This window comes from Pseudidiomarina terrestris, assembly GCF_030466405.1.
Lineage (GTDB): Bacteria > Pseudomonadota > Gammaproteobacteria > Enterobacterales > Alteromonadaceae > Pseudidiomarina > Pseudidiomarina terrestris.
Map to the genome: position 1 here is coordinate 62041 of NZ_JAGGJF010000001.1, position 17796 is coordinate 79836.

Here is a 17796-nt window from a genome sequence, read left to right on the forward strand (position 1 = left end):
ATGGCTTTAGATTCCTCCGCAGTTGTTACGCAACTCAATCGCCTGCTGGCCTTTGAACTCACGTCCATCGATCAGTACACGGCGCATTCGCGGCGCTATGAAGATATGGGCTTGAATAAGCTCTACGAGCGCATCAATCAGGAGATTGATGACGAGCGCCTGCATGCTGATCTGTTGATCCGTCGCATGCTGTTTCTCGGCGGCCGACCCGACATGGATAAACGCGAACCACATACCATCGCAGATGATGTGCCCACCATGCTCAGCAACGATCTTGAACTGGAGCGCAACAATGCCAAAACCTTGCGTGAAGTCATTGATTTCTGTGAGCAGGAAGGTGACTTTGTCACCCGCACCATGCTGGTTGGCATTTTACAGGACACAGAGGAAGATCATGCTTACTGGTTGCGTCAGCAACTCGAGTTGATTGATCGCCTTGGACTTGAGCTTTACCTGCAGGCACAAATGTGACGAAAGCGACTACCACAGACGTCGTATCGAACATCGTAACGACAATTAGAGAAGCATTTCACTGGCTCAATAGCGAGCTGTTCAGTGTTGGCGAAACCGCGGTCACTTATGGCGCGGTTTTGCGCTTTGTGCTCATTCTGGTGGCCGCCTGGATCGTCTCGGTACTGTTGCAAAAAGCCCTGCACCGCTATGCCAACTTCCGCAACAGTCTTGCACCTTCCTCGGTCTACGCGCTTAAGCGAATCACCCACTACGTCGTGTTGCTGGTGGGTTTTTTGCTGGCGGTTTCATCCATTGGTATTGATTTAACGAAGTTTGCTATCTTCGCCAGTGCCTTAGGTATAGGTGTTGGTTTTGGTCTGCAGAATCTGATCAGCAACTTTGTCTCGGGGATTATCCTTCTATTTGATAAGACCCTGAAAGTTGGTGATTTTGTTGAGCTGGAGTCAGGTGTCACCGGTGAAGTCCAGGAAATTAATATCCGTAGCACCATTATTACCACCAATGACAATATCGATATTATTGTTCCGAATTCGGAGTTTGTCAGTGGCCGGGTCACCAACTGGACCATGCGCGACACCTACCGGCGTATTAAAGTCTCTTTTGGGGTCGCCTATGGCACTGATAAAGAATTGGTCAAAAAAGCGGTGCTTGAAGCTGCTGAGCGCGTGCCGCATACCTTAACGGACACGCATCATCGTCCGCCACAGGTATGGCTGGTCGAATTTGGCGAAAGTGCCCTCAATTTCGAACTGGTGGTCTGGCTCAGACCAGAGGCGGTCAATCGCCCTGGTGCCGTGCAGGCAGCCTTTATGTGGGAAATTCACACGTCGCTGATGGAACACAAAATCGAGATCCCTTTCCCGCAACGCGACTTGCACGTCAAGACCTGGAACGGCGAGAAAGCACAAGTGCACTTTATGCAAGATCGCTCATCGACAGCATCGACGGAGAACGAGGAGCCCGCTCCGGAGCCTCCTTCCAAAAACGACGCTGCCGAGGAGCTCTAGTCACTTAAGCGTTGACGAAGCTCATCCACGCAACCAGGGTCATCAATGGTCGATGGAATAGCCACCTGGCTATCCCCATCGGCCAGTTGCCGTAACAGGCGCCGTAAGATTTTACCTGAACGTGTTTTTGGCAAGCGCGGCACCACATGGACCTGACGTAAACACGCCACCGCCCCAATTTCATCACGAACCCGCTGCACCAGTCGCTGACTCAACACCTCTGGCGCGATGGTCACACCATCTTTAACAATCACCAAGCCCAAGGGTACCTGACCTTTGAGCTCGTCGGCCACGCCAATGACAGCGCATTCTGCAACGGCCGGATCCATCGCCAGAATCTCTTCCATTTCACCGGTCGAAAAGCGATGACCAGCGACATTAATTACATCATCCGTTCGCCCCATGATGAACACATAACCGTCATCATCTTTGTAACCCCCGTCACCACTGCTGTAAAAACCTGAGAACTCACGCAGGTAGCCGGCCTGAAAGCGTGTTTCATCCCCCCAGATGGTGGTCAGGCAGCCAGGTGGCAATGGCAGCTTAACCGCCACCGCACCCTGCTGATTCGCTTCAAGCTCTGTACCGTCGGGCGCCAGAATACGAATATCGTAACCCGGCACAGGTAAGGTTGCCGAACCTGGCTTTGTGGGGTACTCGGCAATACCCACCGGATTAGCGCACATCGGCCAGCCTGACTCTGTCTGCCACCAGTGGTCATACACTGGCTTGCCGGTAACCTCCTGCGTCCATTCCAGGGTTGGCGGATCCAGCCGTTCACCGGCCATATAAATACGCTCCAGCTTATCCAGCGAGTGCTGCTGCAACAGCGTTGCTTGTGGATCTTCTTTTTTGACCGCACGAAAAGCGGTGGGGGCCGAAAACAAAACCTGCACACCGTACTCTTCACATATCCGCCAGAATGCTCCGGCATCTGGCGTACGAACCGGCTTGCCTTCGTAAAGAACGGTGGTCGCTCCACTGAGTAAGGGTCCGTAAACAATATACGAGTGCCCGACCACCCAGCCCACATCCGAGGCGACAAACATAACTTGCCCGGGTTCGACGCCATACACAGTCCTCATCGAGTAGCGCAGTGCCACAGCGTAGCCGCCCGTGTCACGCACCACTCCCTTAGGTTTGCCCGTAGTTCCTGAGGTATATAGCACATACAGAGGATCTGTCGCCTGCATCACCGCACACTCCGCGGGAGTTACCCCTGCCAGCGCCTGCTGCCAGTCGATATCGCGTGGCTCCTGCAGCCGCGCCTCACAGATTTCGCGCTGCCAGACAATCACATGCTGCGGGGGCGCTGCGGCTAACTCCAAAGCTTCGTCAACATAGGGCTTGTAAGGAATGACCTTGTCCACTTCCACCCCACAAGAAGCGGTGATGACAACTTTAGGCGTGGCATCATCAATGCGCACGGCGAGTTCATGCGGCGCAAAACCACCAAAGACCACCGAGTGCACAGCACCCAGACGCGCGCAGGCCAACATGGCGATGGCCGCTTGCGGGATCATTGGCATATAAATGACCACCCGGTCACCTTTTTTAACGTGTTGTTTCTTTAACAGTCCGGCAAATTGCGCCACTTCGTCACGCAGCTGGCGATAGGTATAGGTTGATTTCGTCGCAGTGACCGGAGAATCATAAATTAACGCGAGCTGGTCGCCTCGACCATTACCCACGTGGAAATCCAGTGCACAAAAAGCAATATTCAGCTCCCCGTCAACAAACCAGTCCGCCGTGCCATTTTCATTAGGCCGCAGTCCTTGCTTTGGTTCGGCAAACCAATGCAGCTGCTTCGCTTGCTGCAGCCAGAATTTCTCGGGTTGCTGCAGGGATAATTCGTATTCATGCGGATAATTGTTCATAACGGCGGTCCTTGACGTGCTGCGATAAAGATAACTTTAGCTCAGCCCCAGTTTTTTCCTATTCGACTTCGGTCGTACAAAATGACAGCACCGCTGGTCATTTCTTCGGCTTAATCGCTCAAACGAACCGCATTCCGCTGTTTTTGTCGTTGAAATTAAAGCCCTAATGCCCTATTATTGCGGCCGTTTTGGAGAGGTGTCCGAGTGGCTGAAGGAGCACGCCTGGAAAGTGTGTATACGGCAACGTATCGAGGGTTCGAATCCCTCTCTCTCCGCCAGATACAAAAGAACCGCCCTTGTGGCGGTTTTTTTGTGTCTGATGGAGTGAGCGGATTTGATGAGAAGCCTCAGGGTTCGACAAAACGGCAGGAGCCGTTTTGCACAGCGCAGCGCGCTGCCCGCAGGGCGAGGGCCATGGATGGCCCGAGTGAATCCCTCTCTCTCCGCCAGATACAAAAGAACCGCCCTTGTGGCGGTTTTTTTGTGTCTGATGGAGTGAGCGGATTTGATGAGAAGCCTCAGGGTTCGACAAAACGGCAGGAGCCGTTTTGCACAGCGCAGGGCGCTGCCCGCAGGGCGAGGGCCATGGATGGCCCGAGTGAATCCCTCTCTCTCCGCCAGATACAAAAGAACCGCCCTTGTGGCGGTTTTTTTGTGTCTGCTGCCTGCTTTTTCTTTGTTGTAAAGCAATCTAGCCAGCCAGAACTTGCGTACTCTTTAACATCGGGGCTATTTGCGGTTAAGATGGCTTTGATGTTTTTTTCACCAAGGAGTCGTAATCATGTTAGGTAAAATCTTAGGTTGTTCTTTGGTTCTCAGCGGTCTGATGCTGGCAGCGCCCGCGCACGCCAACGAAGCGGCTGAAAAACTCGCGAAGCAAAATGCGTGTACAGCGTGTCATGGCATCGACAATAAAATTGTCGGTCCGGCCTATAAAGATGTTGCAGCAAAATACGCAGATGACCCTGAAGGTCTCGCAAAAGTAAAAGACAGCATTAAAAACGGTGGTAAAGGCAAATGGGGACAGATCCCAATGCCCGCGCAGCCACAGTTAAGCGATGAGCAGGTCACTCTGTTGGCAGAATGGATTCTTGGTTTAAAGTAAGTCAGCTAAACTAAGCCGTAAGTCATCGAATGGATAGTGACATCTGTCGAATAAATTAACACCTTAAGCGTCGCCTCGTTATAGTGAAGCAACTTAGCTCACTTGGAGGCGACCATGAAATCCTCATTATTTTCCTTTGCACTAGCAACAAGTCTTACCCTGATGACCGGTGCCGCCGCAGCAGCGGATCGCATTACCGGCCATCATTTTGCTACCCGCTCTGAAGCGATGGCACCCAATGCTATGGCAGCGACCAGCCAGCCACTGGCTACCCAGGTAGCGCTGGATATTATGCAGCAAGGTGGTAACGCCATTGACGCCGCGATTGCCGCGAATGCCGTTCTGGGCCTGGTTGAACCCACCGGTAATGGCATTGGTGGCGATCTCTTCGCCATTGTCTGGGATGCAGAAAGCGAACAACTTTATGGTCTGAATGCTTCTGGCCGCTCACCTCAAAGCCTGTCTCTGGAGTACTTTACCGAGAACGGTTTCGATAAGATTCCGGCGCGCGGGGTACTGCCAATTTCAGTCCCCGGCACTGTCGACGGCTGGTTTGAGCTACACGATAAGTTTGGCCAGTTGCCTATGGAAAAAGTGCTGGCACCTGCCATTGAATACGCACGGCAGGGATTTCCAGTCACTGAAGTTATCGCCTACTACTTCGAACGCAATGCGGCAGTGATTGGCGATCAGCCAGGCTTCGCTGAAGTTTTCCTGAAAGATGGACAGCCGCCGCAAAAAGGTGAACGTTTCAAAAACCCTGACCTTGCCAATACCCTTGAAAAAATTGCCGAACAGGGACGCGACGTGTTTTACCAAGGTGATATTGCCAAAACCATCAGTGATTTTGTCGCCGAACATGGTGGTTTTCTCAGTTACGATGACTTAGCACAACATGAGTCAAGCTGGGTCGAGCCGGTCTCTACCAATTACCGTGGTTATGACCTTTGGGAGTTACCGCCGAATACACAGGGCATTGCCGCACAACAAATTCTGAATATGTTGGAGAACTACGATCTCGCAGCAATGGGATTCGACAGCCCGGAATATATCCATCATTTCGTTGAAGCTAAGAAATTAGCCTTCGCCGATCGTGCTAAATACTATGCTGACCCAGAGTTCAGTGACGTGCCGGTCGAAGGATTGCTGGATAAGGAGTACGCCAAACAACGTGCGCAACTCATCCACCCCAACCGTCCTGCCGCCGCAGTGGAGCCGGGTAACCCGCCAACAGAAGGCGATACCATCTACCTGACCACAGCTGATCAGCAAGGCAACATGGTGTCGCTGATCCAAAGTAATTACCGTGGTATGGGCTCGGGCGTGACTCCTACAGGACTCGGCTTTGTCCTGCAAAACCGTGGCGAGTTGTTTGCTCTGGAGGAAGGTCATGCCAATGTATTTGAACCGGGCAAGCGCCCCTTCCACACCATTATTCCTGCCTTTGTGACGAAAGATGATAAACCCATCATGAGTTATGGCGTCATGGGCGGTGCTACGCAACCACAGATGCATGCACAGATCCTGATCAACATCATCGACTTCGGTATGAACCTGCAAGAAGCCGGTGACGCGCCGCGCATCTTACACACTGGCTCAAGCCAGCCGACCGGTGAAGAGATGACCGATGGTGGGGTGATCAGCCTGGAAAATGGTTTTTCTGCTCATACGCGCCGTGAACTGATTAAAATGGGTCATACCCTGCAAGAAGCCGTGGGTCCTTTTGGAGGTTATCAGGCGATCTGGAAAAACCACGAAGAAGATGTCTATTATGGAGCTTCTGAAAGTCGCAAAGACGGCCACGCTGCTGGTTTCTAACCAGCAGCCACGTCAGGACAGTTATTGTGCGTTGGATCATTCTACTCGTTATCGGTGTTACCGCGTTAGTTGCGCTCAGCTCGTGCAGCTCACCGGGGATCTATGCAGATCGCAACCACTACATCGAGACTAAGGATACCAATGCCATTGATTTCTTTATGATGCGTTGGTTTGGAGAGGACGACTGGGCCGATCAACAGGCAGAAATCGCCGCAAATCCCGACTTGGTGCCGATGACTGAGATTTCCTTCGCCCGCATTCTGACGCCCTCAGCACAGCCCCAACTCACTTGGTTGGGGCACGCAAGTTTCCTGCTGCAATACAAAAATCTCAATGTTTTAACGGATCCTATTCTCAGCGAACGTGCCTCGCCAGTGAGCTTTGCTGGTCCTGAACGTTTAACCCCTGCTCCTTTAACTGCTGCTGAGCTCCCCCCTATTGATTACGTCGTCCTCAGTCACAATCATTATGACCATCTCGACGAAGAAACCATTTTGGCCCTGGGCGATAACGTGGTTTACCTGGTGCCCCTGGGCCTGACCGAATGGTTCGTTGCGCATGGTATCGAGGCCTCACGGGTGCGGGAGTTCGACTGGTGGCAGCAGGCCAGCATAGGTCCCTTGGAAATTACTTCCACGCCAAGCCAACACTGGTCGGCGCGTAGCCTTTGGGATAAAAACGACACGCTCTGGACCACCTGGCATATTGCAATTGCCGACTGGCAGGTCTGGTTTGCCGGAGACACCGGTTATAACGCCCATCAATTCAAAGAAATCGGCGAACGCTTTCCTGCTATTGACCTGGGACTCATTCCAATCGGAGCCTATCAACCGCGTTGGTTTATGAAGCCACAGCATGTCAATCCAGCAGAGGCATTACAAATGCATCTTGATATTGGCGCCCGGCATTCCTATGCCATGCATTGGGGCACCTATCAATTAGCTGCGGAAGGCCTTGCTGAGACCCATCAGGATTTTACCGATGCACTGGCGTCAGCTGAGCTTGAGAATCCTGGATTTACCCGGATCAAAATTGGTGAAACCCTGGTGATGGATAAAAAACCAGCAAATTAATGTAAAGCTCGCTTGACTTATAGAATGCTTTAGACAACTATATGTCAAACACACTTTACTTATAGGTCACTTATGTCTCGTCAATCAACACTTAAACATCTCACCACTCGACTCGCAGTCTGGACTGCTGCCTGGGTACTATCAACCGCTGTTGTGAGCTTCGGCTCCACCCTACTCTGGCCTGAACAGGAACTTCTTAAAGTAGGGGTTCTGCTGCTTAATTTGGCGTTGGGTGTGGGCATGATCGAATCCAACCGCCGCTATATTCTTGCGCTGGATGAGTTACAGCAAAAGATTCACCTACAAGCTGCGGCAATCAGTCTAGGTGCAGCAGTCATCGGAGGCATCGCCTACTCCCTTGCTGATATCACCAATGTCATTCCTGTTGACGCGGAAATTTCGTTTCTCATTATGCTGATAGGTATCACCTATCTGATCAGCTTACTGGTTGGCATGCGGAGCTACCGATGAAAAATCGTCTAAAGGTTTTACGCGCTGAGCGGAACTGGACTCAGGCCGACCTTGCCACCGCAGTGGACGTTTCCAGGCAAACGATTAACGCTATCGAGAAAGGTAAGTTCGACCCGAGCCTACCACTGGCGTTTAAATTCTCACGTTTGTTCGAACTTCCCATCGAAGCCATCTTTTTCGATGACGACGATAGTTAAATCAGGCTGCCATTCAGTCCGAGCCTAGGTTAAGCTAAGGTTTATTAGCTATTTTTTACCTGATGAGGGCTGTATGGATTTGGTCTTGACCGCACTGATAGCAAGTTTCCTCACTGGCGCACTGACTTCGGTCGGTGCGCTACCGGTTTTACTGGGTCGCAAACCGTCAGAGCGTTTCAACGATACCCTGCTGGGATTTGCTGCAGGGGTAATGTTGGCAGCTTCATTCTTCTCGCTGATTGTTCCCTCCATCGAAATTTCGACCCTTATGTATGGCGAAGGCCCAACCCCCGCTTTAATTGCCGTGTGTGGGATCTTGCTCGGTGCGGCGGCCATTGCTGCCTTGGACCGTTTATTACCGCACGAGCACTTCATTACCGGCCCTGAAGGTCTTGCCACCGATAAGATCGCCGGCGTCTGGCTATTTGTGTTTGCCATCGCTATTCATAACTTTCCCGAAGGACTCGCTGTCGGCGTGGCCTACGGCAGTGGCGATGTTGACGCGGCCTTCTCCCTGGCATTGGGCATTGGCTTGCAGAATATTCCTGAAGGGCTGGCGGTAGCAGTAGGACTGGTCGCAGTAGGTTACAGTCACCTGAAAAGTTTCGTGGTGGCCTCATTAACCGGTCTAATTGAGCCTATCGGTGGTGTCATTGGCGGTCTTTTTGTGAATATTTCGCAAGTTTTGCTGCCATGGGGGCTAGTTTTCGCTGCAGGTGCTATGCTGTTTGTTATCAGTCACGAAATCATTCCGGAAACGCATCGCCGCGGTCATCATCAACGTGCGACAGCTGGCCTGATGGTGGGTTTAGTGATCATGTTATTCCTTGACGTATGGTTAGCAGCATGAAAACAGTCGCATTTATTGGTTTTGGTGATATCGCCGAGCGTACCAGCATCGCCTTAAGCTTTGCCGGCTATACGCAACTGCGGGGGTTATGCCGACATCCTGAAGTAAAACGGAACCCCGCGCATGTCGAACTGATTGCAGGTGATGCCGCGAATGGCAGCGACCTGGCAAAATTAATCACGAGCGACACAGAGGTCGTCGTCATGACCCTCACCCCCGACCGTTCCAGTGACGACAGCTACTTCGACGGTTACGTCGTACCGGCGCGGTTGCTACAAAATCATCTGCAAAGTAATGGCCTGACGCCACGTATCATCTATATTTCCAGCACCGGCGTCTATGGCGAGCGCAATGGCGAGTGGATCGATGAGGAGACACCGGCGAGACCTAACGACCATCAAGGTGAAATGTTACTTCAAGCAGAACAAACCGTACAAAGTGCCAGTGAGAACGTAAGTATTTTGCGCTGCTCGGGAATTTACGGACCGAACCGTTCGCGGCTGGCTGAGTTGCTCATTTCTGGTAAAGCCGTCATTACCCCGGCATGGACCAATCGTATCCACGCGGACGATGTCGCCGGCTTTATTGCTTATTTAATCCAACACCCTGAGCAACAGCGGCCGCTGTTTCTGGTCAGTGATGATGAGCCCTTGCAGCAAGAGGATGCGTACGGACGACTCGCCAAGCGTTTAGGCGTAGATCTACGCGCCCTGTCGCGGGAGGATGAAATCGGACGCCGGGGAAGTAAGCGGATTAATAACCGCTCACTCCATGCGAGCGGTTACCAGTTACTGTTCCCAACTTACGCGCCCAAATAACTCAGGGAAGTTAACTGTTCTTGAAGTTCAGCATGCGCTGCAATGGTTTCATGGCTTTCTCAGCCAGCGCGGGGTCGACCTGTATTTCATGTGCCTTGCCGCCGTGCTCTAACGCCTCAGCAATCGCCACAAGGCCGTTCATGGCCATCCAGGGGCAATGGGCACAACTGCGACAAGTAGCACCGCTACCAGCTGTAGGCGCTTCGATAAAGTGCTTCTCAGGAGACAGTTGCTGCATTTTGTAAAATATGCCGCGGTCTGTGGCCACAATGAAAGTTTCATTGGGCATCTCCTGACTGGCTTTGATTAACTGAGAAGTCGAGCCTACCGCATCGGCCAATTCCACCACCGGCGCTGGCGACTCAGGATGCACCAGAATAGCGGCCTCAGGATAAACCTTCTTCAGATCTTCAAGGGCTTTGGTTTTAAACTCATCATGCACCACACAAGCACCTTGCCACATGATCATATCTGCGCCGGTCTGCTTCTGGATATAAGCGCCAAGATGCTTATCCGGGCCCCACAAGATGGTTTCCCCTTCCGCGTCTAAATGATCGACAATATCCAACGCAATGCTTGAGGTGACGACCCAGTCGGCACGCGCCTTAACTGCCGCTGAGGTATTGGCGTAGACGACCACGGTACGCTCAGGATGCGCGTCACAGAACGCTGAGAACTCTTCAATGGGGCAGCCAATGTCAAGGGAGCAGGTCGCTTCCAACGTTGGCATCAGAACGGTTTTGTTGGGTGTCAGTATCTTGGCGGTTTCGCCCATGAACTTCACGCCCGCCACGATCAGGGTGTCGGCAGTATGGTTGGCGCCAAATCGTGCCATTTCCAGCGAGTCAGAGACACAACCACCCGTTTCTTCAGCTAAGGCCTGAATCTCAGGATCCGTATAATAGTGTGCCACAAGCACAGCGTTCTTCTCTTGCAAGAGCTGCTTAATGCGCGCTTTATAAGCCGCTTGTTCCTGCTCGGTAAGCGGTTTCGGCTTGGCCGGGAACGCATAGTCAAGTTTGTCGATAACGCGGGCTTGGATTTCTTCAGTGATACTCATGCTACTACTTCACTACATGGGAAACGTTTGCATAGTATAAAGGAAAATTCAGTGCGGGTAAAAAATCGTGGTGGGTCGTGCAGGATTCGAACCTGCGACCAATTGATTAAAAGTCAACTGCTCTACCAACTGAGCTAACGACCCACGAAAGGATACTGATGTGCGACGAGAGAGTGGTGGGTCGTGCAGGATTCGAACCTGCGACCAATTGATTAAAAGTCAACTGCTCTACCAACTGAGCTAACGACCCAATCTCGTCTGTTGCTACTTATCAGCGGCAACGGCGGCATAGTTTACTTAAAATGCCGCACGTTGCAACTGCAAATTTCAGATAACCGGTGCGTTTGCTCAATTTGCGAACATTTACCGTGATTACTTACAAGGTTATTACAAATTCTCTAAGCGTTTTGCTGCTAAATCCGCCGGCGTACTGCCCGGGTAATCGGCAATGACCTTTTTAAAGTAGCTTTCAGCGAGTGCTTTTTCGCCCTGCTGCTGAGCAACAATACCCAACTTCAATAAGCTGTCAGCACGTTTGTTGCTGTCAGGGAAGCGCTCCGCCACAGTACTGAACTCTTGCTTAGCACCGCTATAGTCACCTTCGGCGTAAAGCAGTTGTCCTAACCAGTAGTGCGCATTAGGTACATAGGTTGAGTTCGGGAACTGCTCTATAAAACTGCGAAACTCGGGAATCGCTGCGTCGTAACGACGATCCTCCATCACCAGGCGGATCGCTTTGTCATAGGCATCGTTCTCGCTCAGATTACTCGAATAGGACGGTGAACCGTCTGCTCCTGAGCTTGCACTGGACGACGATGTGCCTACACTCGCAGAAGGCGCTGGTGTTGCAGTTAAGCGGCGATCGATCTCCTGATAAATCTCACGCTGCCGTTGCAAAATTTGTTCAAGCTGATAGGCATGCTCTTCAGTTCTGCCGCGCAGCTCTGCGACTTCATCTTGTAATGTCGACATTTGATCGAGCAGCGCCATTTGTGCAGCATTACGAGCATCCATCACTCGCTCGAGCTGCGCTAAGCGCTCCTCAACACTGCCACTACCTAACTTCGATACCGGAGCCTGCGCAAACAGGACTCCGGGAACAAGAAAGGCCACTACTAGAATTAGTTTTTGCATTGGCTTAACCTTAGTAAACTAGGACAGCACGGCGGTTTTTAGCGTAAGCAGCTTGAGTAGAAGCTTTGATCAGAGGCTTCTCTTCGCCGTAAGAAACTGTTTCCAGCTGGCTTGAGCTTACACCCAGATTTTGCAAGTACTGTGCAACGGCTTTCGCACGACGCTCACCCAAAGCAATGTTGTACTCAGGTGTACCGCGCTCATCCGCATGACCTTCGATGGTCACAGAAACATTTGGGTTCTGAACCAGAAATTCAGCATGATCAGCCAGCAGCTGACCGTACTCAGAACTTACCCGCGAATCATCAAATGCGAAGTAAATAATATTTTCGCGCTGCAGGGTTTCCATTTTCTCAGCACGAACTTCGGCTGGAGTTTTGGTCCGCTCTGCTGCATCAACTTCAACGCCAGAACCGCTTTGCTGACCCTGCTGTTGCTGATTGGTTTGCTGGCTTGCCGCATCATCTGCGCCCTGGCTAGAGCTACATGCTGCCAACGTCAGCATAGGTACAGCGATAAGAAGGCTTTTTAGTAACTGATTTGCGTTCATGTCCGCGATCCTTAGTTCAAATGTAATTTTAATTGTTAAGAGTAACTTTCACGTTTTGTATTAACGCAAAAACGGTGACCACGCGGGCGATTTCACCTCGCCTTCGCGCGCTGGAAGTCTTGCTTTAAAACGACCATCGACCGAAACCAACGCTAATACTTGCTGGTTATTATGTGTGGTGCTGTAAATCACCATGCTGCCATTCGGCGCTAAACTCGGTGACTCATCTAACGATGTCTGGGTGAGCACTTGCAACGCACCATTCGGATAATCCTGCTTAGCAATATGATAGTTGCCTTGCGTACGATTTACCATGACCACCTGCTGACCGTTTGGGGTCCAGGTACCGCCAAGGTTCTGCTCACCTTCGAATGTCAGGCGTCGCACCTGACCTGAATCTAAATTTACGCTATATAATTGCGGTCTGCCACCCCTTTCTGACGTGAAGATCAAGGATTTCCCATCTGGTGACCAGTTTGGTTCCGTATCAATCGCATGGTGTCGTGTTACCCGTTGCAACTCTTTACTGAAAATGTTCATCACATAGAGTTCAGGATTGCCATCTTTGGATAACACCATGGCCAGACTATTCCCATCGGGAGACCAGACCGGACTACTGTTTATGCCGGAGAAAGAGGTGATTTTTTCCCGCCGCGTAGTGTAGATATCCTGGGTGAAAATTTCCGGACGCTTATTTTCGAAGCTCACATAAGCAAGCTTGTTGCCATCGGGTGACCATGACGGTGACATCAATGGCTCGGGGCTGCGCAACAACACCTTCTCGTCATAACCGTCGTAGTCGGCGACGACCAGCTGATAAGGTTTTTCGTCGTTATAATTCACCGTGACGTAGGCGATTCGGGTCATAAAAGCACCGCGTTCACCGGTCATGGTTTCGTAAAAGACATCCGAGATTCGGTGCGCATATTGACGAAACTGTTCGCCATTAATAACGCTGCGTCGGGCATCCAGAATGTGATCTTGCGCGGTGACCAGCTCACCGTCGCGCAACATACGCGTACCACTGGTGATTTGTCCTCTGAGGATATCAATAATCTGGAAAGAGACCGTGTAGCGATCGACCGCATAAGGTTCAATGGTGCCCACCAGCACAGCTTCTACACCCAGACTCGCCCAGCTGGGATAATCAATCTCGCCCTCGCTGCTGGGAAACTGTGGCATGGCGTTGCGCGGGATCGGATTGAATTTACCACTGCGCATCAAGTCTGCGGCAATAACCTCGGTCAGCCCCTCCGGTGCGGGGCCGTCACCTAACCAACGAAAAGGTACAACCGCTATCGGTCGGGCACTGTTGACGCCATCGGTGATAACAATTTCCAACGAGGCATTAGCAGGCCGTTGCAGAACGGTCATTAACGCAACAGCGGTGATCAAGAGTAAAACAATTTTTTTCATCATAGTGTTATCACAATTACTTCACTGGTTAATTGAATTCGGGCTGTACCGTCAAAGAGATAGTTTCCATCTCTTTAAAGATCTCAGGGTCGTCCGATACTGGCAAGGTCCCTGCTTTAAATACCGCATTCTGGGTCGCCTGGCAAACCGCAGTGTCACCACTCAACGTGTCGACCGAGATAACGAAACCGCTGGACGCGACGCGGATCCGAACTTTACATTCTTTACCGCGCATCGACGGGTCCGTGATCAAATTACGTTGAATCGTGTTCTTAATGAGCGTGTTATATTTGCTAACTTCGCTTTGGATCTGTCGCGTCCGTGCCGCGGCACGGCGTTCACGTTCTGCTGCCAACTCTTCCTGCAGCTGACGTTCCCGCTCAGCGCGCTCGCGAGCTTCCTGTTCCTTACGTTTGCGCTCTTCTTCCAGCCGTCGGGCTTCTTCTTCACGCTTCTTTCGTTCCGCCTCAGCTTTACGGGCCGCCTCTTCTTCACGCTTACGCCGCTCAGCAGCGGCCTCAGCAGCTTGTTCCGCTTCCTGCTTTTTCTGCTGCGCTGCAGCTTGCTCACGGGCCAGGCGTTCACGCTCGGCACGTTGCTGTTCGGCCAGTTCGCGCTGGCGTTGCTGCTCGGCCTCGCGTTGCTTTTTGGCCGCTTCCGCGCGGCGCTCCAGCTCGGCAATCTCTTCCTCGCGCTTGGCTTCCTGTGCCTTAATCTCAGCAATCTGCTCGTTAATCTTTGCCTTGTCGACCGTCGCTGCACTGACGATCTCTTCTTCCGGCACGGCTTCGTCCTCTAAAGGCGCGGTCAGATGCGCTTCCATCGCTTCCGGAACGCTTGGCGAAAACTTAAAACCGGCGAACAAAATCACCACAATTCCCAGATGCAATGCAATTGAGAGCAGTAGCGGCACCGTTAGTTCAGTCGGCCATGTAAATTTCCCGATCTTCACATGTGCCTCTCTAATTATCCGTGTCTTCGGTCATCAGACCAACAGAATCAACACCGAGCTGTTGCAACAGCACCATCAGCCGCACAACCTGGTTGTAGGATACGCCGCCATCGCCGTTGACCATGATTCTGGTCTCAGGATCCAGTTGCAATTGTGCCTGTATACGCGCCGCCAGAGTCTCAATATCCAAAGGATCATTGGGATCGTTATAATCCGCCAGCGAGCTCACATAATACTGGCCATCACGATCGACTGAGACAATAATCGGCGGCTTGCTTTCCGCATCCAGCGGCTGCGCGTTAGCATTGGGCAAATCAACCTTAACCCCCTGCGTAATCAAAGGCGCAGTCACCATAAAAATGATCAACAGCACCAGCATCACGTCAATGTAGGGTACCACATTGATCTCGGAAACGGGCTTACGCCGTTTGCGATTCGCCGTCATCATCATCATGACGCGGCACCTGCGGCTTTCGGTTGGGCACTACCCTGGCGCTGCAAAATGGCCAACAGCTCATCCATAAAGTTCAGGTACTGGTTATCAACCTTCTCGACCCGATGGGCAAAGCGGTTGTAGGCAATGACGGCAGGAATTGCGGCAAACAGACCCATAGCGGTAGCAATCAGTGCTTCAGCGATACCCGGCGCGACCATGGCCAAGGTCGCCTGCTGCACTGCACCCAGACCAATAAAGGCATTCATGATGCCCCAGACGGTACCGAACAGGCCCACATAAGGACTGATGGAACCAATGGTCGCTAATAAACTTAAATTACTTTCTAACCTGTCCACTTCACGGGAGTGCACCACTCGCATAGCGCGGTAGGAGGCTTCAAGAACCTGCGGCTGACTCAATGAGGGGTTGCTGCGTAAGCGCGCAAACTCTTTAAAACCAGCGTAAAACAGCTTCTCCATACCACTGGCGTTTTGCGCGCGGGCGCCGATTTCCTGATACAAGCGCGCCAAATCCACGCCCGACCAAAACCGATCTTCGAAGGCTGTCGCCTGCTGACTGGCGGTCTGGATCACCTTGCGACGCTGGAAAATCATCATCCAGCCGGCCACGGAAAACGCAAGCAGCAATAACATCACCAACTGCACGACAAAACTAGCTTCCAAAATTAACGCAGTAATTGACATCTCAGCTTGCACGCTTAAGTACCTCTATGATTTCTGTTGGCATAGGTACGGCGCGAACCGCAGTACCTGCTTCCCCTAAATGAACGCAAGCCGCTTTAATTCTGGCTTGGCATAAAACCGTGCCGCTTTGATCCAGCACCTGTTGTGTAAATTCTACGGACGCCCGCTTCAACCGTTCGACCACAACGGTGACGTCCAGTTCCTGATTGAACTTCGCTGGTCGCAGTAACTCCATCTCGACCTTACGGACAACAAAGCCAAGCTTGAGCTCAAGCCAGGTATCTTGTTCAATCCCCAGTGAGCGTAACCACTCGGTGCGGGCCCGCTCAAGAAATTTGAGATAATTTGCATAATATACGATACCGCCAGCATCCGTGTCCTCGTAATAGACGCGGATCGGCCAGGAAAACCTATTCATCTCACTCATCATGACTACTTTTTCTGTTTTGGGTTCATGCTGCAAGTTAAACCAGCTAAATTTAATGTAAAAAATCAATCCGGTTAAAAAATAGCCAGACTTTTATTTATTTGTAAAATTTGACCATAAATTCATTACATGCTGATTTAAATGGACTTTAATGGTCTTACCAATTCAATGGTGGTTTATTTTTGTTCACTGGTTACATACTGCTATTAGAAAAACTTATCTGAACTACAATTTTTCTCGGTTGAACAGAGGTCGGTCCTCCGTATAATGCGCTGCATACCAGATACGAAGAGACCGGTTGTCGCTTCTTCCTGTTATTGTTCCCTGGATTTAACTTCCTTGTTGTTCTGTAGTTTTAGCCCGCTTCCCAGCGGGCTTTTTTTTTGCCTGTCAGTCAGCATTGCCCGGCGCCAGTCCGAAATGGGCATACGCATGCGGTGTTGCGATACGTCCGCGCGGTGTGCGCTGCAAGAACCCTTGCTGAATAAGGTAAGGTTCCAGCACGTCTTCTATGGTGTCTTTCTCTTCGCCAATGGCTGCCGCCAGATTATCCAACCCGACCGGACCACCCAGAAACTTCTCGATGATGGCTAATAATAGCTTGCGGTCCATGTAATCAAAACCCGCTTCATCAACATCCACCATTTTCAGTGCCGCCGAGGCCACAGGCAGGTCAATACGGCCATCGTTTCTGACCTCAGCAAAGTCACGTACCCGGCGTAACAAACGATTAGCAATACGCGGTGTGCCGCGCGAACGACGGGCAATTTCGCGCGCGCCGTCATCGTTCAGGTCCAGATTAAGATAGTTTGCGGAACGCCGGATAATAGTCGTCAACTCAGTTACATCGTAAAACTCAAGGCGTTGCACAATGCCAAAGCGGTCCCGTAACGGTGATGTTAATGCGCCGGCCCGCGTAGTGGCGCCGATCAAGGTAAACGGCGGCAGGTCCAGCTTGATCGAACGTGCCGCAGGCCCCTCGCCAATCATGATATCCAGCTGATAATCTTCCATGGCCGGATAGAGGATCTCTTCCACGACCGGACTCAAGCGATGAATTTCATCGATAAAGAGGACATCGTGCGCCTCGAGATTGGTCAGCAACGCCGCCAAATCACCTGCTTTTTCCAGTACCGGGCCAGAGGTTTGGCGAATATTAACGTCAAGTTCATTAGCAACGATATTCGCCAACGTGGTTTTGCCCAGTCCGGGCGGGCCAAAAATCAGTAAATGATCAAGCGCTTCCTGGCGTTGCCGCGCCGCCTGGATAAAGATTTCCATTTGTTCAACGACATGCTTCTGACCGGTGTAGTCGGCAAGCTTTTTCGGCCGTATAGCCCGGTCAACGACTTCGTCATCGTGTTGTTGTTGTGGCTGATTTATCCGATCCGGTTCAATCATTTTTACGGCAACTTAGTTCAAGGTTA

The 17796-nt window shown here is 51.6% G+C and carries 19 protein-coding genes and 3 tRNA genes; 10 read left to right on the forward strand and 12 right to left on the reverse strand.

Annotated elements, in window-relative coordinates; genetic code table 11:
• Positions 1-471: a bacterioferritin gene (gene bfr / locus J6J34_RS00285; RefSeq protein WP_301719810.1), complete on the forward strand. Its 471-nt coding sequence runs from the start codon at positions 1-3 to the stop codon at positions 469-471.
• Complete coding sequence (locus J6J34_RS00290; RefSeq protein WP_301719809.1) at positions 468-1481, forward strand: mechanosensitive ion channel family protein; 1014 nt, start codon at positions 468-470, stop codon at positions 1479-1481. The genes bfr and J6J34_RS00290 overlap by 4 nt, the downstream gene beginning before the upstream one ends.
• Here the strand turns inward: J6J34_RS00290 and J6J34_RS00295 are convergent.
• Entirely contained in the window at positions 1478-3358 is a 1881-nt protein-coding gene (locus tag J6J34_RS00295) for an acetate--CoA ligase (RefSeq protein ID WP_301719807.1), read from the reverse strand. The two genes, J6J34_RS00290 and J6J34_RS00295, sit on opposite strands and share 4 nt — an antisense overlap.
• 190 nt (positions 3359-3548) lie before the next feature.
• Between J6J34_RS00295 and J6J34_RS00300 the strand changes: the two genes are divergently transcribed.
• The 8 genes from J6J34_RS00300 (at position 3549) to J6J34_RS00335 (ending at position 9690) form a co-directional block, all read left to right on the forward strand.
• Positions 3549-3636: transfer RNA gene (locus tag J6J34_RS00300), tRNA-Ser, on the forward strand.
• A gap of 503 nt (positions 3637-4139) precedes the next feature.
• On the forward strand, positions 4140-4463 hold the full coding sequence (locus tag J6J34_RS00305; protein ID WP_301719806.1) for a c-type cytochrome: 324 nt from the start codon (positions 4140-4142) through the stop codon (positions 4461-4463).
• Positions 4464-4565: 102 nt separating this feature from the next.
• Complete coding sequence (ggt, locus tag J6J34_RS00310; protein WP_418055274.1) at positions 4566-6281, forward strand: gamma-glutamyltransferase; 1716 nt, start codon at positions 4566-4568, stop codon at positions 6279-6281.
• A gap of 26 nt (positions 6282-6307) precedes the next feature.
• Positions 6308-7354 (forward strand): MBL fold metallo-hydrolase, encoded by a 1047-nt coding sequence (locus J6J34_RS00315; protein ID WP_301898280.1) that lies wholly within the window; start codon positions 6308-6310, stop codon positions 7352-7354.
• Between the two features lie 72 nt (positions 7355-7426).
• On the forward strand, positions 7427-7825 hold the full coding sequence (locus tag J6J34_RS00320) for a hypothetical protein (RefSeq protein WP_301719804.1): 399 nt from the start codon (positions 7427-7429) through the stop codon (positions 7823-7825).
• Positions 7822-8022, forward strand: a complete 201-nt coding sequence (locus J6J34_RS00325; protein WP_301719803.1) for a helix-turn-helix transcriptional regulator — start codon at positions 7822-7824, stop codon at positions 8020-8022. Before J6J34_RS00320 ends, J6J34_RS00325 begins: the two co-directional genes overlap by 4 nt.
• 73 nt (positions 8023-8095) lie before the next feature.
• Complete coding sequence (locus J6J34_RS00330; protein ID WP_301719802.1) at positions 8096-8872, forward strand: ZIP family metal transporter; 777 nt, start codon at positions 8096-8098, stop codon at positions 8870-8872.
• Positions 8869-9690: an NAD(P)H-binding protein gene (locus J6J34_RS00335; RefSeq protein WP_301719801.1), complete on the forward strand. Its 822-nt coding sequence runs from the start codon at positions 8869-8871 to the stop codon at positions 9688-9690. Before J6J34_RS00330 ends, J6J34_RS00335 begins: the two co-directional genes overlap by 4 nt.
• 10 nt (positions 9691-9700) lie before the next feature.
• Here the strand turns inward: J6J34_RS00335 and nadA are convergent, their stop codons facing one another.
• From nadA to ruvB, 11 genes are all read right to left on the reverse strand, one after another.
• Complete coding sequence (nadA, locus tag J6J34_RS00340) at positions 9701-10750, reverse strand: quinolinate synthase NadA (RefSeq protein WP_301719800.1); 1050 nt, start codon at positions 10748-10750, stop codon at positions 9701-9703.
• Between the two features lie 68 nt (positions 10751-10818).
• A tRNA-Lys gene (locus J6J34_RS00345) sits at positions 10819-10894 on the reverse strand.
• Between the two features lie 30 nt (positions 10895-10924).
• Positions 10925-11000 (reverse strand) — tRNA-Lys (locus J6J34_RS00350).
• Positions 11001-11137: 137 nt separating this feature from the next.
• A complete protein-coding gene (gene ybgF, locus J6J34_RS00355; protein WP_301719799.1) occupies positions 11138-11884 on the reverse strand; it encodes a tol-pal system protein YbgF in 747 nt (248 codons plus the stop codon).
• A gap of 10 nt (positions 11885-11894) precedes the next feature.
• Positions 11895-12434 carry a peptidoglycan-associated lipoprotein Pal gene (pal, locus tag J6J34_RS00360; protein WP_301719798.1) on the reverse strand — a complete coding sequence of 180 codons (540 nt, stop codon included), beginning with the start codon at positions 12432-12434 and terminating at the stop codon, positions 11895-11897.
• Positions 12435-12494: 60 nt separating this feature from the next.
• Complete coding sequence (tolB, locus tag J6J34_RS00365; RefSeq protein WP_301720786.1) at positions 12495-13808, reverse strand: Tol-Pal system beta propeller repeat protein TolB; 1314 nt, start codon at positions 13806-13808, stop codon at positions 12495-12497.
• 70 nt (positions 13809-13878) lie between these two features.
• Positions 13879-14802, reverse strand: coding sequence for a cell envelope integrity protein TolA (gene tolA / locus J6J34_RS00370; RefSeq protein WP_301719797.1), 924 nt, complete (start codon positions 14800-14802; stop codon positions 13879-13881).
• A 10-nt stretch (positions 14803-14812) separates the two neighbouring features.
• Entirely contained in the window at positions 14813-15250 is a 438-nt protein-coding gene (gene tolR, locus J6J34_RS00375) for a protein TolR (protein ID WP_301720785.1), read from the reverse strand.
• A 2-nt stretch (positions 15251-15252) separates the two neighbouring features.
• Positions 15253-15954, reverse strand: coding sequence for a protein TolQ (gene tolQ, locus J6J34_RS00380; protein ID WP_301719796.1), 702 nt, complete (start codon positions 15952-15954; stop codon positions 15253-15255).
• Positions 15944-16369: a tol-pal system-associated acyl-CoA thioesterase gene (ybgC, locus tag J6J34_RS00385; RefSeq protein WP_301720784.1), complete on the reverse strand. Its 426-nt coding sequence runs from the start codon at positions 16367-16369 to the stop codon at positions 15944-15946. The genes tolQ and ybgC overlap by 11 nt, the downstream gene beginning before the upstream one ends.
• Positions 16370-16759: 390 nt before the next feature.
• On the reverse strand, positions 16760-17770 hold the full coding sequence (gene ruvB, locus J6J34_RS00390; protein WP_301719795.1) for a Holliday junction branch migration DNA helicase RuvB: 1011 nt from the start codon (positions 17768-17770) through the stop codon (positions 16760-16762).
• Positions 17771-17796 lie beyond the last annotated feature (26 nt).